Origin of the sequence: Synechococcus sp. PH41509, from assembly GCF_020514285.1 — a bacterium.
Lineage (GTDB): Bacteria > Cyanobacteriota > Cyanobacteriia > PCC-6307 > Cyanobiaceae > Parasynechococcus.
Genome location: NZ_VTLD01000026.1, coordinates 98,357 through 113,309, shown reverse-complemented (window position 1 = coordinate 113,309; position 14,953 = coordinate 98,357). Strand labels below are relative to the sequence as shown.

The window sequence follows — 14,953 nt, the reverse complement described above, 5'->3', positions numbered from 1 at the left end:
CCATGCGATGCGTTACGACCCCGGGCGGGATCTGGGATGGTTGCTATTGCGTCCATGGGTAGCCGTCCCACGCCTGGTGCAGGTGCTGTGGTCCCTAGCGGGCCTGGTCTTGGTGTTGCTGTTGCGCGGAGGCAGCAGCAACCCCGCCGTCCAACAGGGCCTGGCACGACGCATCCTCAACACCCTCACTGGGCTTGGGCCTTGTTTCATCAAATTGGGGCAAGCCCTCTCCACCCGACCGGATCTGGTGCGTCGGGACTGGCTGGAGGAATTGACCCGCCTGCAGGACGACCTGCCGGCTTTTTCCCATGCCACCGCCATGGAGTGCATTCGTGAGGAGCTCGGTGCCCCCGCCGAGGAGTTGTTTGCGGAGTTTCCCGACAAGCCGATCGCAGCCGCCAGTCTTGGGCAGGTCTACAAAGCCCGTCTGCAGGGCAAGCACTGGGTTGCGGTGAAGGTTCAGCGACCCAATCTCACCTTCATCCTGCGGCGGGATCTGGTGCTGATCCGGGCACTCGGTGTGATGACGGCTCCACTCCTGCCTCTCAATCTCGGCTTCGGTCTGGGCGGAATCATCGATGAGTTTGGCCGCAGCTTGTTTGAAGAGATCGATTACGGCCTGGAAGCGGCCAACGCCGAAAGGTTTTCAGCTCTTTTCGCTGAGAACGATGCGGTCTATGTCCCGAAGGTGGAGCGGATGCTCAGCTCCACCCGGGTGCTGACCACCACCTGGATCGATGGCGCCAAAATGCGCGACAGCGATGAGCTGCGTTCACAGCAACTCGATCCAACAGCGTTGATTCGCACGGGGGTGATCTGCGGCCTTCAGCAACTGCTGGAATTTGGCTACTTCCACGCTGACCCCCACCCCGGCAATCTCTTTGCAATGCCCGGTCGCACGGGTGACCTTGGCCATGTGGGCTACGTCGACTTCGGCATGATGGACTCCATCAGCGACAGCGACCGTCTCACGCTGACGGGTGCAGTGGTGCATCTGATCAACCGTGATTTCTCCGGTTTGGCTCAGGATTTCCAATCCCTTGGGTTTCTCAGCCCCACCGCTGATCTCACCCCGATCATTCCTGCTCTTGAGGAGGTGCTCGGTGGCAGCCTTGGCGATTCAGTTGGGTCGTTCAACTTCAAGGCGATCACCGATCGTTTCTCGGAGTTGATGTTTGATTACCCCTTCCGCGTTCCAGCTCGCTTCGCTCTGATCATCCGTGCGGTCGTCAGCCAGGAAGGGCTGGCTTTGCGACTTGATCCCGACTTCAAGATTATTGCCATCGCCTATCCCTATGTGGCCCGTCGACTGCTCGCGGGAGACACCAGCGAGATGCGCGAGAAGTTGCTTGAGGTGATTTTTGATGAGTCAGGCCGCTTGCGCTTGGATCGGTTGGAAAGCCTTCTGGCGGTGGTCGGCAAGGACGCACCCGCGCCTAGCAAGGAACTGATTCCTGTCGCCGGTGCCGGCCTGCGGTTGCTGTTCAGCCGAGATGGTGCCGACTTGCGCCGGCGTCTGTTGATGACGTTGATCCGTGACGACCGTCTGCACACCGACGATGTGCGTGCCCTAGTTGGTTTGCTTGGACGAACCTTCGGCCCCGGGCGGCTGGCCGGTGGGCTACTGCAACGTCTCAACCCCCTGGCGGCAGCGTGATCCAACAGCCGAAGATGCTGATCGAACTGAAGACCACAACGGTGAGCGGCCAGATTTCGTCCAGTTGCTCCAGCCGATGCTCTTTGCGAGTTTTGGCGTCGCCTTCCGGCATTGCCTCCAGCTCCCCGTAACGCCGTCCGATGAAGATCACCAGGATGAAGGCCAGCAAGGTGACCACATAGGCAATTACATACACCTGATCCAGAAAGGTGAGATAGGGCAGGTCGGGCAGTTCCTCCCGGTAGGTCTGTTGGAGGAAGACCAGGGTCAACAGCACGGTGACAGGAATTCCTGCGCGCGCGTCCTGTTCATCGGCTCGGACTTTGAAGACGAGCAGAACCATGGCCATCACCACCAGCAGCGGCAGCATCAACCGCCAGAACGCAGACCAGGATGAGGTGCCGAACGTGATATCGAAGATGACCAGGCTGTAGTCATCCGCGCTGCCCCCCAGCCCGAAATTTGTGGCGTAGTTGTGCCGGTATTCGGCAATGGACCAGCCTCGGTTCAGCCAGCCGATGATTCCTGCGAACAAGCCCATCCCACTGTTTTGGATGTCGGGCTCGAAGCGGAAATGGGGATAGTCGAGAGAACCATTCACATCCTCCATTTCAAGGACAAGGGGCAGGCTCACGGTCACAAAGGGAAAGTGCCTGAAGCTGGCTTTGTCGATGTAGAAGCGGCCGATATAGCTGAACAGTTGGTAGTACGTTCCGTCGTCGTTGTGCACTGGGGCTGAGGACATCGGCGTCAGCACTGGATCGGCATCGGATAGCAATCCGTTCACCAGGGTGATTCCCTGTTCAATGGTTTGATCCCGTTCACTCAGATAGCGCTGCAGCTCATCTCCCCAGCGCATCCAGACGTAACCGTTGGATGAGTAACTGGGGATGCTCAGATCCAGGTCGTAGGTGCTGGTGGCGTAGATCCCCACCTGAACCTGGTACGAGGCGTCCTCCAGCCCCTGTTGATCAAGGACCATCTCCTGGCCCGACAGCTTTTCGCCCCGCAGGGAGGTCCAGCCGTCCCCGGGTATCCGTTGACTGTCTGTTGTCAGGGATCGTGATGCCGATGACAAGCGCAGCGCATCACGGCTAGGGACACGACCGACATCAAGCCTGTTGATGCCGGTGAACGCCAGAAGACCGGCAAGCAGAATTGAAACAACGGCAAGTAAGTTCCAGTGCTTCTGTTTCTTGGAGGCCATTTGCGGCGCAGCTCTGGAGTCACTCTGACGTGCTGGGCCTTACTGAGCAGTGGACTGCTCACGCTGCTTCAACCTCGCCCTGTTGCTTCTCAGCCCCCTGGCAGGGGGCAAGATCCCAACGCTCTGGTGCTTGGCCAGTCCCTACCGCTCTCGGGCCCTTCGGCACAACTCGGTCTGGATTATCGACGCGGGGCCTTGGCCTGGTTTAAGTCTGTGAACCGTGAGGGCGGGATTCACGGGCGCAGAATCGAGTTGGTCAGTCTTGATGACAAATACGAGCCGTCGCAGACGCTGATCAACACGCGCCAATTGCTGAAACGCAATGATCTTCTGGCGTTGTTCGGTTATGTGGGCACGCCCACCACAAAAGTGGCGTTGCCGTTAATCGAGGCTGCGGAGGTGCCGCTGGTGGCGCCGATGACGGGGGCAAGTCTGCTTCGACGGCCGGAGCTGCGCATGGTGTTCAACATGCGAACCAGCTATCGCCGGGAGATTGCGGCGATGGTCGACGAGATGGTGCGCGATGCGCACCATCGCATTGCGATCGTTTATCAAGACGACGCCTTTGGTCAGGATGGCCTTGACGGCGCCATGGCTGCCCTCACCAGCCATGGGCTCAAACCTGTGGCGGTCACGACGGTGCAGCGCAATTCAGCTCAGGTGGGGGATGCATTGGACGACCTGATGGCCGTCAATCCCAACGGGGTCGTGCTCGTTTCTGCCTATGTGAGTTCGGCTGCCCTGGCCACCGCGCTGCGCGAACGGGGCAGCAGCGCTCAGATCATGAATGTGTCGTTTGTGGGCACCCAAGCTCTGCAGAGGGCGATGCCGGTGGGCGAAGCCAATGGCATTGGCGTGGCCCAGGTGGTGCCGTTTCCGTGGAATCGTTGGATCCCCGTTGTGGCTGACTATCAGCGCTGCCTGCGGCTGAGTGATGAGGCATCGGGCTTTGGCTTCACCAGTTTTGAGGGGTATCTCGCGGCGCGGATGATCACCGAAGCGCTGACGCGGGCTGGGAAGAACCCAACGCGTCAATCCCTTGTCCAGGCTCTTGAGTCAATCAATGATCTTGATCTCGGGGGCTTCCAAATTCAGATGGGGAGGGATGATCACAACGCCAGCGACTTTGTCGAACTCACCTTTCTCGGCTCCCAAAGCTGGGAACCTTGAGCTGAGATCGCTAAGGTCGCAGCTCTTTGAGATCGGCGTCGATGCCTGAGGAGATCAGCGCCCAGGAGCTTGAGCAGCTGCTTCGGATGATGACCCTGCCCCAACCGCCTTACCTGTTGGCGGGTATCGGCCTGTTGATGGCTGTGCTCTGCGGCTTGACTTTCGGTCGTCAGGTCCAGAACAAATTGGATGGCTGGAAGCAGGACCGGCTCCCCTTGTTGCCTCTTGGGACAGTGGAGATCAACCTCAGTTACGGCGGCACTCTGATCGGTGTGACCTTGTTCATCGGTTGCTGTCTTCAGATCTTCGGTTTCGCCGCAGGTGCTGCCCTTTTGGTGGCTCTTTTGCTGTCTCTTCTGACGGGTGGAGCCTTGTTCGCTCAGCTCGAGCGCCTGATGCTGCAGGTGGAAGAGGGCAATTTCAAAGCGGTTGATTTCGACAATTTCGATGAATTCTTCTGATCTCGTCTTCTGACCTCTTAAGCGAAGCCGCTGATCTCATCCTTCTGGGTGAGGCACCCGTCAGAATTAAATCGTTTCCAGCCTGTTGGATGTGACGACCTTGTCTGCGGCTGTTTCCACATGCCGTTTGCTCGTTGTGGAAGACGACGACAGCATCCGGGAGACAGTCGGTGAGGCCTTGAGGTTGGAGGGCTATGAAGTGCTCACCAGCTCAAATGGCTCAGAGGCTCTCGAACTGGTCGTGGGCACATCCTCTGATCCGGTTGATTTGATTGTTCTTGACCTGATGCTTCCGGGTCTGGGTGGGCTTGATTTCTGCCGCGAGCTTCGCCGCTTCAAGAACACCACTCCGATCCTTGTGATCAGTGCCCGCGACAGTGAAACCGATCGGGTGCTTGGGCTGGAGGTTGGCGCTGATGATTACCTGGTTAAACCCTTTGGGCTGCGTGAATTGGTGGCCCGCTGCAGGGCGTTGCTGCGGCGATCCCTTCAAACCGAGTCGACGCCGTCTGAATCACACAGCTACGCCAATCTTTGCCTGTTCTCCAATGAGTGCCGGGTCACCAGGGATGGCACGGATCTGACCCTCTCCCCGAAGGAATACAAAATCCTGGAGTTGTTCATTCAGAACCCCAAGCGCGTCTGGAGTCGCGATCAATTGCTGGAGAAAATCTGGGGTGTTGATTTTGTCGGCGACACCAAGACCGTGGATGTTCACATCCGTTGGTTACGGGAAAAGGTCGAGGATGAGCCCTCATCTCCCCAGTTGATTCGCACGGTCCGCGGCTTCGGTTACCGCTTCGGCTGATCTTGTTGTGTTGATCTCTGGGGTACTGGGCTTTGCGGCCGGCATCGGGATCACGCTTCTGTTGCAGCGTCGACGGAGATTCCTGGCGTCCTTGCGAGAGGAGGAGGAGCGGCCTTTTGCCTTGAACGCGCCTCAGCTTCTCGCCTGGATTGATGCGGCCACCCAGGGCTGGATGATCCTGGCTCCGGATCACTCCATCGCCTACATCAACGGTCGGGCCGAACGTTTGCTGCACATTTCCCGCAATCGTCTGGTTCGTGGCATGAACCTCAGGGATGCCCTGGATATTCCCGCACTTGAGGAGGTGATCTTCAGCAGCCGCTATCAGCAGCGCCCCCAGCGATGTGAATGGGATCAACAGGGGGATCCGCTGGAGGCCATCGTTCTGCCGGGCAGCGATGAATGCTTTTTGGTGTTGATCCAGAGCCGCCAGTCTCTCGAAGCCCAGCAACAGCAGCAGGAGCGCTGGGTCAGTGATGTGGCCCATGAGCTCAAGACCCCTTTGACTGCCCTGATGCTGGTGAGCGATCGGCTGGAGCTGGCCGTGAATTCAGAAGACACAGCTCTGGTGCAACGGCTGCAGAAGGAACTCCGGCGTCTTCAGCTGCTGGTGGAGGATCTGCTGGAGCTGTCACGGCTGGAGAACAGCCTGCCCCAGGAATACAGCGACTACGTCCCTATCACCCTGGAGGATCTGATCGACAGCGCTTGGGGAACCATTCGCCCGATCGCGGAGGAGCGGGGGGTCACGCTGCGGATGGACCGGTCTGAACCCGGGCCCTTGCTCGGGGATCAACGCCGTCTGCACCGCGCGGTGCTCAATCTTCTCGACAATGCTCTGCGTTACTCCCCAGAGGACAGCAGCATCGATGTGACGGTGCGCCCGAGCGGCGGCTGGTGGCTGCTCAGCATCCGTGATCACGGCCCTGGGTTGAGTGAGACCGATCTCAGCCGCATGTTTCAACGCTTCTACCGGGGGGATCCCTCGCGGGCACGCTCCAGCCGTAGTGGCAGCGGCCTTGGGCTGGCCATCGTGCAGCAGATCTCCGTGAATCATGCTGGTCGCATCGAAGCGCGCAATCACCCCGCTGGTGGGGCCTGCATGGACCTCCTTCTCCCCCGGGAGCCGGTTGGATGACGCGCCAGCGTCTCCAGAAACTGATTGCTGCTGCTGGTCTCTGTTCCAGGCGCCGGGCTGAGGAATGGATTCAGGCGGGCCGTATCACGGTGGATGGCCAGGTCGCCCGCGTTGGGGACCAGGCTGATCCGCACCAGCAGACGATTTGCGTGGATGGCAGGGCCTTGCCCAGCCGTGGCGAGGCGCGGGTGCTGTTGCTGAACAAGCCCGTGGGGGTGATCTGCAGCTGCGATGACCCTCAGGGCCGCCGAACGGTGCTCGACCTGCTGCCACCGGAGCATCGGGCAGGACTGCATCCCGTTGGTCGTCTGGATGCCGACAGTCGTGGGGCTCTACTGCTCACCGATCTGGGTGAGCTCACGTTGAAACTGACCCACCCGCGTTACAGCCATGCCAAGACCTACAGGGTTTGGGTGGAGGGTGTGCCGTCCGAAGCGGTTCTCGACCGCTGGTGTCGGGGTTTTTCATTGGATGGGCGACCGACCCGCCCCGCACAGGTGCGCCGACTGCAGACCAGGGACGCGCGCTCGTTATTGGAGATCGAGCTGCGGGAAGGTCGCAACCGACAGATTCGCCGGATGGCGGAGGCCCTTGGCCATCCGGTGCTCGACCTCCAGCGCACAGCGATTGCGGGGTTGCTGCTTGGTGATCTGGCTGAGGGGTGCTGGATGTGGTTGAGCGAGGGAGAATGGAAGCCAATGCTCGACCAGGCTGTCCCCTTGGATTTGCATCGCCCATGCGACTGAAGCGTCCAGGATTCTGGTGGCGCCGTCCCCGCAGTGGGGCCAGCGCTGATGCTGGTTCTGCTGAGACCCAGGATCAGCAAAGTCAGGATCTGGGACTGATGCTGCGGCGGAGGAGGGAAGAACTTGGGCTTTCGCTCCGGGACCTGGCCAATGAAACCCGGATCACAACACCCGTCATCGAAGCGCTGGAGCGTGGCTGGCGTGATCGATTGCCCGAGCGGGCTTATCTCGCCTCGATGCTGCCTCAGATCGAGATCCGCCTGGCTCTTCCCAGTGGATGCCTCGACCCCTTGCTTCCACAACCGGTGTTGCTCCACCGCGGACCTGCCAAGGCGGGGCTGCGTCGCTTCACCCTCGGCAATATCGATGTATTCACCACCTGGCAGGGCACGGTGGTGTACACGATCGTGATTGCGCTCAGTCTGCTTGCTATCAATCGACAACAGCAGGATTTGGCCCTGCGCAACAGCCTGACCCTCGAGCCCGTGCGTGCCGATGTGGAGGCGATCAACCGTCGCCCGAACCTGGCCGGCGCAGATCATCGCATCGCCGCCTTGCGGCCCCTGGAACAGGTTCAGCAACGCACACCTCAGGAGTGGCTTGAGCTGGGGGGGGGTGCTCTGACGCAGTCTCAGGGGGTTCTCGAGGTTGTTGTTGCTGAGCCCAGAGCGCTGCAGCTCTCGAGCGGTGGTGGAGACCGGTTTGAATTCACGGCCAGTGCCGGCACGTTGATGCTCCAGTTGCAGGCCCCGATTGAGGTCCGCCTGGATCCCCCCGCTGGTGCTGGCGATCAGGTGCTCTGGAACGGAGAACCCCTGGCTGTGGATCAAGCTCGGCCGGGGATCTACCGGGTCAACAAGCTGCCTGCTCCCGACAGCGACCGTCCCCAGACCGCTCCCCTCGTGCCGTAGCCGCCAAGGGCATTCTCCAGATCAGCATCAAAGCTGCGAAGCCTCCAGCTCCAGTTGCCTTCACTGGTGCCGGGTGTGTTGAATCTGGCCCGGTCATCCAGATGCATGAGGTCCTGCAGTGGGGCGACGACCAGTCCTGCGGTCGTGGCAAAGGCCATGTCAAGCAGATGCCAGGCCGGGGCCGAGATCTCACCATTCACCCGTGTGGCAATGCGGGTCCTGCTGTCGGCATCCAAATTGTTCCACCAGCCCAAGGTTGTGGGGTTGTCGTGGGTGCCGGTGTAGACGACCCAGCGATGCCCCTCGGTGTTTTCAGGCAAATAGGGGTTGTCGCGTTGACCATCGAAAGCGAATTGCAGCACCTTCATGCCCGGCAGCTGGAATGCATCACGGAGTGCCTCCACATCCGGTGTGATCACCCCAAGATCCTCGGCAATCAAGGGGAGTGCGCCACCAGCGTCCTTGCGGAGGTAGCGCAGTAGGGCGTGGCCTGGAGAGGTCTGCCACTGCCCATTTTCAGCAGTGCTGTCGGCACCGGGAACGGCCCAGAAGGCGGCAAGAGCTCGGAAGTGATCCAGGCGTAGGAGATCAACAAACTCCCGCTGGCGAGCAATTCTTTGCCGCCACCAGTGGAATCGCGTGATCCGATGTTGTCCCCAGCGGTAAACCGGTGAGCCCCACAGTTGCCCTGTTTCCGAGAAGTAATCGGGTGGCACACCGCTCTGGGTGGTGAGTTGGCCGTTCTCTTTGACTGTGAACAGCGAACGGTTGCTCCAGACATCAGCGCTGTCACTGCTGACGTAGAAGGGCAGATCTCCAAACAGCTGGATGCCTAGGTCTGCTACTTGTCGACGAATCGCCTGCCATTGCCGGTCGAGATGCCACTGGATCAGCCGTTCCCGTAGCAGGGCCTCTTGGTGTTGTTCCGCCCAGGCCCGCAGCGCTTTTTTGTCATGACGGGCGAGGGGGAGGGGCCAGTCCCACCAAGCTGTGCCGTGCTGATCATGCAGAACCTGGAAACGGGCATGGTCCTCTAACCAAGCGCGCTGCTGCTGCGCCCAGGTGCCGAAGTCGGCGTGTCGCTTTGGATCCTGGTCACTCCAGGCCTCGAGCAGTGCATCCCCCAGGGCATCGGCCCGTTGCTGGGCCAGGCTGAAATCAACATGTTCCCCTCCCTCCATCGGCGCATCAGCGCCCGGAGTTGCCCTGAGGGCGGCCTCATGGATCAACCCCTCGTTGGCCAGGTCCTGGCCATCCAGGAACCAGGGGTTCAAGGCATTGCACGAGGGGGAGCTGTAGGGCGAGCCCGTTGGATCTGGCGGGGCCAGGGGCAACATCTGCCAGACCCCGATGTCATGTTTAGCCAGCAGTTGGAGCCACCGGCGGCATGGCTCACCGAAGCTGCCGCAGACGGGGCTGCCAGGCAACGCTGTCGGGTGCAGCAGCACCCCGGTGCTGCGCCCCCGTCCAGCCTTCGCTGGTTCAACAACAGTGGATTGATCCATGGGAGCCCCTTGGTCTCCCAAGGATGGCGATTTCAGAACAGTGCGGCATCCCCGAGGTCCTGCCCGGCCATGCCGTCACGTGCCACGCGCTCGAAAAACTGTTCCAGGGTGTCGGTTCCGTAGGAGGGCGTGGCGTCGGCGTCGTAGCGCTGATTTTGCTCGTCCCAGACGAGCATCGATTCGCTGGCGTAATACCGACCGATGCGCCCGAATTCCGCCGAATCTTTAATGCCCGGGAACAGCCGAGCCAAACCGTCCAGAAGGGCAATCGGACCATCCATCAGGGCAATGGGGACGGAGAGCATCCGCTGGGGGCGGTTTAGGGCGCGGAAGAGCATTTCTCCCTGCTCCCGAGCGCTCAGCGCCGGGCCAGGACCGCCGATGGGAAGCACCTGGTTGCGTTTGGCCTCGTCATGGATGCAGTCCGCCATGAACCGGGCCAGGTCTGCTTCGCTGATCGGTTTGCAGCTGGCCAGGGTGCCGCCGCCGAACATCACATAGGGGCCACCTTTGCGGCAGCTTTCCACCTGTCCGCCCAGGCTCTTGAAGAAGGCGGTGGGGCGAACGATGGAATGGGTCATCTCCTCGTCTGCCTGAAGCACAGCCTCAAAGGCCAGCTTGGCTTTTTGAAACTCCAGCAGCGGCTTCTGCACGCAGATGGCCGACAGGAGCACGTAATGGGCTACTCCGGCAGCCCGTCCCTGCTCGTAGGTGTTGAGGGTCGCTGCATGGTCGATGGCCCAGGAATCCTTGCGGCCGCCGGTGCGGGAGGCCAGGCAGCTCACCACAACATCCGTCGGTTGATCGAAGGCCTCGGCTGTGATCGAGGCTGGATCGCTGACATCCCCGAAGCGCACCTCTGCTCCGGGAAAATCGGCGATGACCTCGTCTCTGCTCTGACGGCCGCCGACACCACTACGTTCTCGGGCAAAGGCAATCACCTGGTAGCCGCGTTCCACCAGCTCCTTCACCACAAAGCGGCCGATGTACCCCGTGGCTCCGAACACGACCACGCGCACCTGTTCGGGAGGTCGGTTGCGGTAGTCGTGGCGGAGGGACATCGAGGACGGCTGCACGGGGCCCAGGCTAAGAACTGGAGATCTGGGCGAAACTAAGCGCCATTGCGCTTGTTCCAGCGAAATGAACTGGTTGTCGCCACCCCGAGTTCGCGGCGTGCTGCGTGTCGGTTCAGCGTTGCTGGGTCTCGGTGTCACCGGGTGGTTGTTGGCGACGCTGTGGCCTGAACCCGATCGTGTTGCCCAGGGAGCTCCTCTCAGCGCAGATCAACCTGAAACCCTGGCTCCTCTCCCCGAGAGCCCTGTCATGGTGCTTGTGATTGGTCTTGATGCGAATCGTCTAGATGCGCCCACCAACCAGGCCGCGCCCAAGGGGCCTGCCAATGCCGATGCCCTTTTGATGCTTCGCATTGCATCGAGCGAGCCGCTTCAGGTGCTCCAGATCCCTACCGAGCTTGGCGTTCAGCTTCCTGGTCAGAAGGATCCAGGCAGCCTGGCCGAGTTGTGGCGACGGGGCGGCGTCAGCCTTGTCAGTGATGCCATCCACGACATCGTTGGCCTTGAGGAGGGCGACCCCAAGCGATATGTGGTGATGCCCCGTGCGGCTTTACGCCGTCTCGTGGATGGCCTGGGCGAAGTGGACGTGGTGCTTGGGGAGTCTTACCAGCGCAAAGACAAGACGCAGGGCTACAGCGTCAATCTCCAGGCTGGGCGCCAGAGCCTGAACGGAGTTCAGGCGGAACAGCTGGTGCGCCACCTGCCCGACCCCAAAGATGTCTCCCAGCGCCGCCAGCGCCAGGACATTCTTGTTGAGGCCTTGATCGAACAGGTCAAGGCCCCCAGTGGCATTGAGGTGATCCCTGCCCTGGTGGACCAACTGGATGCTGACGTGGAGACCAACCTGAGTCGTTCAGAACAGCTGAGCTTGGCCGCGGCGATCATCGCCAGCCCTGAACCTGCAGCAATCTCCCGCCTGCCGCTGGCCGACCGGTCTGGTGAGCAGACGTTGCGCCAAATCAAAGCCGGTGCGAGCCGTCCCCTCTGGCCCCAGCCTTAAGCCCGGCTGCGGAGCTGCAGTCTCCGGGCCAGAGCATCGATGCAATCGGCTTGATCGGGATGGTTCTCATCGGGAATCCACCCCAGCCAGCTGAGGCCATCCCTGCGTCGCGCTGGGCCGTTCCAGGGGCCCTGGAGCTGAACCAGGCCGAGAAGAGGGACGTTCAGTTCTCGGCAAAGGGCGGCATAGGCCGGGGCCGTGCCGGGGATCGTTCCATCACTGTCGGCTGTCGTCAGCAGAAGCACCGTCTGACGCCAGTCGGCCAGGGCATGCAACCAGCTGACATCACCCTGCGGCGTTGGCCGTGCTGCGTCACCGCTTAGCCGCACAAGCCCTCTTGCAGCTGGGTTGTTCTGCAGAACTGCTGCGGGTGATGCACCGCTGGGCACGGTGCTCAAAGGGCATTGGCAGGCCTGGGCTAAGCCTTCGCAGGCCTGGCGCATTTTGAGCTCTGGAATTGGGCCCGCACCCACGAGCAGTGGGAAACCTGTGGACATGGGGGTGCTGCTCACCTCTACCATCGGATTACAGCAGAATTCGTTGCGCGGGCGCCGTGACCAGTTTCCTGACAGCAGCCCGTACCGAACAGGAGCAGATGGCTCCAGATAGCCGGCGTCTGCGTCTGTTCAGCGGCACCTCAAATCCCGCTCTGGCGAGGGAGATCTCCGCTTATTTGGGTGTGCCAGATGGACCCCGCGTTTGCAAGCGGTTTGCGGACGGTGAGCTTTATGTGCAGATCCAGGAGTCGATCCGGGGCTGCGATGTGTTCCTGATCCAGCCCACCTGCGCGCCGGTGAACGACCACCTGATGGAACTGCTGATCATGGTGGACGCCTGCCGACGGGCATCAGCGCGGCAGATCACCGCTGTGGTCCCTTACTACGGCTACGCCAGGGCGGATCGTAAAACCGCCGGTCGTGAATCGATCACGGCCAAGCTCACGGCCAACCTTCTGGTGCAGTCCGGCGTTGATCGTGTGCTGGCCATGGATCTGCACTCCGCTCAGATTCAGGGGTATTTCGATATTCCCTGCGATCACATCTACGGATCACCCGTACTGGTGGACTATCTCTCCACTCAGGATCTGGGAGATGTCGTCGTGGTGTCTCCAGATGTGGGGGGTGTGGCGCGTGCCCGGGCGTTCGCCAAGCAGATGAACGATGCCCCGCTGGCCATCATCGACAAGCGCCGCACCGGTCACAACATGGCTGAGAGCCTCACGGTGATCGGTGATGTGGCCGGCCGAACGGCGATCTTGATTGACGACATGATCGACACCGGCGGCACGATCTGTGCAGGTGCACGTTTGTTGCGGGAGCAAGGAGCCGAACGGGTGTTGGCCTGCGCCACCCACGCTGTGTTCTCACCCCCCGCCAGTGAACGCCTTTCCGTCGAGGGCCTGTTTGAGCAGGTGGTGGTAACCAACAGCATTCCGATTCCGCAGGATCGGGTCTTCCCTCAGCTTCAGGTGCTCTCCGTGGCCAACATGCTGGGGGAAGCCATCTGGCGTATTCATGAAGAAAGCTCCGTGAGCTCGATGTTCCGCTGAATGCTGGGTTCGGTGGAATGGACTGTTAAAGGAGCGGGCTTGCTGCGGCTACGTGCCGTTTGATTCAGGCGACTCTTGAGGCGAGGTGCTTCGACAGCGGTGGATCAGCGGTGGAGGCCCCTGGCTGGTGTTGCGCTGGCCACTCTGATGGCAGCACTTCCTGCTCCCTTGATGGCCGAGTCCCGCCTGGATCGGCTGCTGCGGCCCCGCAGCACCATGGGGGTGTGGCTGACCAACAGCCCCAGCAAGCTCTATTACGACCGAAAGCGCATCAGCGCAGCGATGCAGCAGCTTCAGGAGGCTGGATTCAATCGTGTGGTCCCCAATGTTTGGAGCCGAGGCACGACCTTTCATCGCAGCCGTTTCGCTCCAGTAGAGCCACCGCTCCAGAAGGCGGGTCTCGATCTTGATCCCATCTGCACCCTGGCCGCTGAAGGTCGGCGCCGCGGCATCAAGGTGATGCCCTGGTTTGAGTACGGCTTGATGGAGCCGGCGAATGCAGCCGTTATCCGTGAGAATCCCAGCTGGGTGTTGGCCAAAGCGAATGGCCAACGCTGGATGACCATGCACGGAAACCATCGGATGGCTTGGCTCAACCCTGCCCATCCGGAGGTGCGTGCTCGCTTTATTGGTTTGGTGGTGGAGACCCTGAAGCGTTGTTCGTTGGATGGCCTGCAACTGGACGATCACTTCGCCTGGCCGGTTCAATTCGGCTACGACCCCACCACCGTCGCGCTCTACAAACAAGAGACGGGAATGGCACCACCGCGGGATCACAGCAATCGACAGTGGATGAAATGGCGTCGGAACCAACTCACGTCTCTCCTGCGTGAGTTGCGGCAGCGTCTCAAGAAGGAGCAACTCTCCACACGGATCAGCCTGTCCCCCGGCCCCTTTCGTCAGGCTTACAACCTCTGGCTTCAGGATTGGGAGCTCTGGGCTTTGGGGGGGCTGATTGAAGAGCTGGTGGTGCAGAACTACGCCTATTCCGTCCAAGGATTCGCTAAGGATCTTGATCAACCCGCCCTGCGCAAAGCCCGCAGCTGGGGAATTCCGTCTCAGATCGGCGTGTTGGCGGGATTCGGCAAACGCACCACATCCATGGCCGTTTTGGAGCAAAAAGTACGCCTAGCCCGCAATCGTGGTCACGGCGTGATTTTCTTCTATTGGGAGGGGTTATGGGGAAAACATGTGGCGGAGCAGCACAGAGAAGTTCGGCGCGAAGCCTTCACAAGAATGGGATCTGACTGATCAAGAGGATCTGTTCAATATCATCATGTGTTGGATAGAGGTTCTATGCAGTTATGAGTTGCTCTCGATAAAATGGTTTTTCAGATTCTTACAAGAACTGCTCCTATGCCCTGTTCAGCCGCATGAAACAGTTCACCGAAACCAGTTCGGACCCCTATGACCGACATCACTACCGTGTGTGGTTGAGTGATGGGTCGTTTAAGGATGTCGAGAGCTACGACGAAGCGCAAAGAGTTTGGTATTCGAGCACTACAAGACCCAAGACAATTGAGGTCATGCAGCCGAAGATACGAAAGGGGGCAACGGGCTTCTAGATGGTTGGACAGAGCTCGTTGTTGCTGCGACAAGAGTTGAGAATGGCCTCGGCGCTTTATTGATCTATTTGTTTCGCTATTTGCTTTTCGTTATTTAGGGTCTGCGTCAAAGCTTTTGTGATGTTTTGCATTTGTATGTGCTGCTCTTCCCGTTGGCGCTAAT

General features: G+C 60.4%; 14 protein-coding genes. 10 read left to right on the top strand and 4 right to left on the bottom strand.

The features are described 5' to 3' along the window. The first annotated feature begins 7 nt into the window (after positions 1–7). Complete coding sequence (locus tag FZZ88_RS10415) at positions 8–1,657, top strand: AarF/ABC1/UbiB kinase family protein (protein ID WP_166017097.1); 1,650 nt, start codon at positions 8–10, stop codon at positions 1,655–1,657. On the opposite strand, the gene FZZ88_RS10410 is transcribed toward FZZ88_RS10415, so the two are convergent. Next, the gene (locus FZZ88_RS10410; RefSeq protein ID WP_166017096.1) at positions 1,635–2,864 is read right to left on the bottom strand and encodes a hypothetical protein; all 1,230 of its coding nucleotides are present in this window, start codon (positions 2,862–2,864) and stop codon (positions 1,635–1,637) included. The genes FZZ88_RS10415 and FZZ88_RS10410 overlap by 23 nt on opposite strands. Between FZZ88_RS10410 and FZZ88_RS10405 the strand changes: the two genes are divergently transcribed. The 6 genes from FZZ88_RS10405 (at position 2,865) to FZZ88_RS10380 (ending at position 8,098) form a co-directional block, all read left to right on the top strand. Continuing rightward, positions 2,865–4,034, top strand: coding sequence for an ABC transporter substrate-binding protein (locus FZZ88_RS10405; RefSeq protein ID WP_230332874.1), 1,170 nt, complete (start codon positions 2,865–2,867; stop codon positions 4,032–4,034). It abuts the gene before it with no gap. A gap of 41 nt (positions 4,035–4,075) precedes the next feature. Next, positions 4,076–4,495 (top strand): hypothetical protein, encoded by a 420-nt coding sequence (locus FZZ88_RS10400; RefSeq protein ID WP_115093002.1) that lies wholly within the window; start codon positions 4,076–4,078, stop codon positions 4,493–4,495. 100 nt (positions 4,496–4,595) lie between these two features. Beyond that, positions 4,596–5,303, top strand: coding sequence for a response regulator transcription factor (locus FZZ88_RS10395; RefSeq protein ID WP_226423674.1), 708 nt, complete (start codon positions 4,596–4,598; stop codon positions 5,301–5,303). Between the two features lie 7 nt (positions 5,304–5,310). After that, positions 5,311–6,441, top strand: a complete 1,131-nt coding sequence (locus FZZ88_RS10390; RefSeq protein ID WP_166017093.1) for a HAMP domain-containing sensor histidine kinase — start codon at positions 5,311–5,313, stop codon at positions 6,439–6,441. Then, the gene (locus tag FZZ88_RS10385) at positions 6,438–7,187 is read left to right on the top strand and encodes a pseudouridine synthase (protein WP_166017092.1); all 750 of its coding nucleotides are present in this window, start codon (positions 6,438–6,440) and stop codon (positions 7,185–7,187) included. The genes FZZ88_RS10390 and FZZ88_RS10385 overlap by 4 nt, the downstream gene beginning before the upstream one ends. Then, positions 7,178–8,098, top strand: a complete 921-nt coding sequence (locus tag FZZ88_RS10380) for a RodZ family helix-turn-helix domain-containing protein (RefSeq protein WP_230332873.1) — start codon at positions 7,178–7,180, stop codon at positions 8,096–8,098. The genes FZZ88_RS10385 and FZZ88_RS10380 overlap by 10 nt, the downstream gene beginning before the upstream one ends. On the opposite strand, the gene malQ is transcribed toward FZZ88_RS10380, so the two are convergent. Next, on the bottom strand, positions 8,032–9,603 hold the full coding sequence (malQ, locus tag FZZ88_RS10375) for a 4-alpha-glucanotransferase (RefSeq protein ID WP_166017090.1): 1,572 nt from the start codon (positions 9,601–9,603) through the stop codon (positions 8,032–8,034). The genes FZZ88_RS10380 and malQ overlap by 67 nt on opposite strands. Positions 9,604–9,635: 32 nt before the next feature. Continuing rightward, complete coding sequence (locus FZZ88_RS10370; protein ID WP_166017089.1) at positions 9,636–10,664, bottom strand: NAD(P)-dependent oxidoreductase; 1,029 nt, start codon at positions 10,662–10,664, stop codon at positions 9,636–9,638. A gap of 79 nt (positions 10,665–10,743) precedes the next feature. Here FZZ88_RS10370 and FZZ88_RS10365 point away from each other — a divergent pair, with 79 nt between their 5' ends. Continuing rightward, positions 10,744–11,676: an LCP family protein gene (locus FZZ88_RS10365; RefSeq protein ID WP_166017088.1), complete on the top strand. Its 933-nt coding sequence runs from the start codon at positions 10,744–10,746 to the stop codon at positions 11,674–11,676. Here FZZ88_RS10365 and FZZ88_RS10360 read toward each other — a convergent pair. Beyond that, positions 11,673–12,173: a hypothetical protein gene (locus FZZ88_RS10360; RefSeq protein ID WP_166017087.1), complete on the bottom strand. Its 501-nt coding sequence runs from the start codon at positions 12,171–12,173 to the stop codon at positions 11,673–11,675. The genes FZZ88_RS10365 and FZZ88_RS10360 overlap by 4 nt on opposite strands. 56 nt (positions 12,174–12,229) lie before the next feature. Here FZZ88_RS10360 and FZZ88_RS10355 point away from each other — a divergent pair, with 56 nt between their 5' ends. Both FZZ88_RS10355 and FZZ88_RS10350 read left to right on the top strand, forming a co-directional pair. After that, entirely contained in the window at positions 12,230–13,225 is a 996-nt protein-coding gene (locus tag FZZ88_RS10355) for a ribose-phosphate pyrophosphokinase (protein WP_166017086.1), read from the top strand. A 147-nt stretch (positions 13,226–13,372) separates the two neighbouring features. Further along, a complete protein-coding gene (locus tag FZZ88_RS10350) occupies positions 13,373–14,476 on the top strand; it encodes a glycoside hydrolase family 10 protein (protein ID WP_226423692.1) in 1,104 nt (367 codons plus the stop codon). The last annotated feature ends 477 nt before the right edge of the window (positions 14,477–14,953 follow it).

Coding starts and splice junctions, on each gene's coding strand:
- FZZ88_RS10415 (WP_166017097.1), top strand. CDS start 8: ATGCGTTACGACCCCGGGCGGGATCTGGGATGGTTGCTATTGCGTCCA.
- FZZ88_RS10410 (WP_166017096.1), bottom strand. CDS start 2,864: ATGGCCTCCAAGAAACAGAAGCACTGGAACTTACTTGCCGTTGTTTCA.
- FZZ88_RS10400 (WP_115093002.1), top strand. CDS start 4,076: ATGCCTGAGGAGATCAGCGCCCAGGAGCTTGAGCAGCTGCTTCGGATG.
- FZZ88_RS10385 (WP_166017092.1), top strand. CDS start 6,438: ATGACGCGCCAGCGTCTCCAGAAACTGATTGCTGCTGCTGGTCTCTGT.
- FZZ88_RS10380 (WP_230332873.1), top strand. CDS start 7,178: ATGCGACTGAAGCGTCCAGGATTCTGGTGGCGCCGTCCCCGCAGTGGG.
- malQ (WP_166017090.1), bottom strand. CDS start 9,603: ATGGATCAATCCACTGTTGTTGAACCAGCGAAGGCTGGACGGGGGCGC.
- FZZ88_RS10370 (WP_166017089.1), bottom strand. CDS start 10,664: ATGTCCCTCCGCCACGACTACCGCAACCGACCTCCCGAACAGGTGCGC.
- FZZ88_RS10365 (WP_166017088.1), top strand. CDS start 10,744: ATGAACTGGTTGTCGCCACCCCGAGTTCGCGGCGTGCTGCGTGTCGGT.
- FZZ88_RS10360 (WP_166017087.1), bottom strand. CDS start 12,173: ATGTCCACAGGTTTCCCACTGCTCGTGGGTGCGGGCCCAATTCCAGAG.
- FZZ88_RS10350 (WP_226423692.1), top strand. CDS start 13,373: ATGGCAGCACTTCCTGCTCCCTTGATGGCCGAGTCCCGCCTGGATCGG.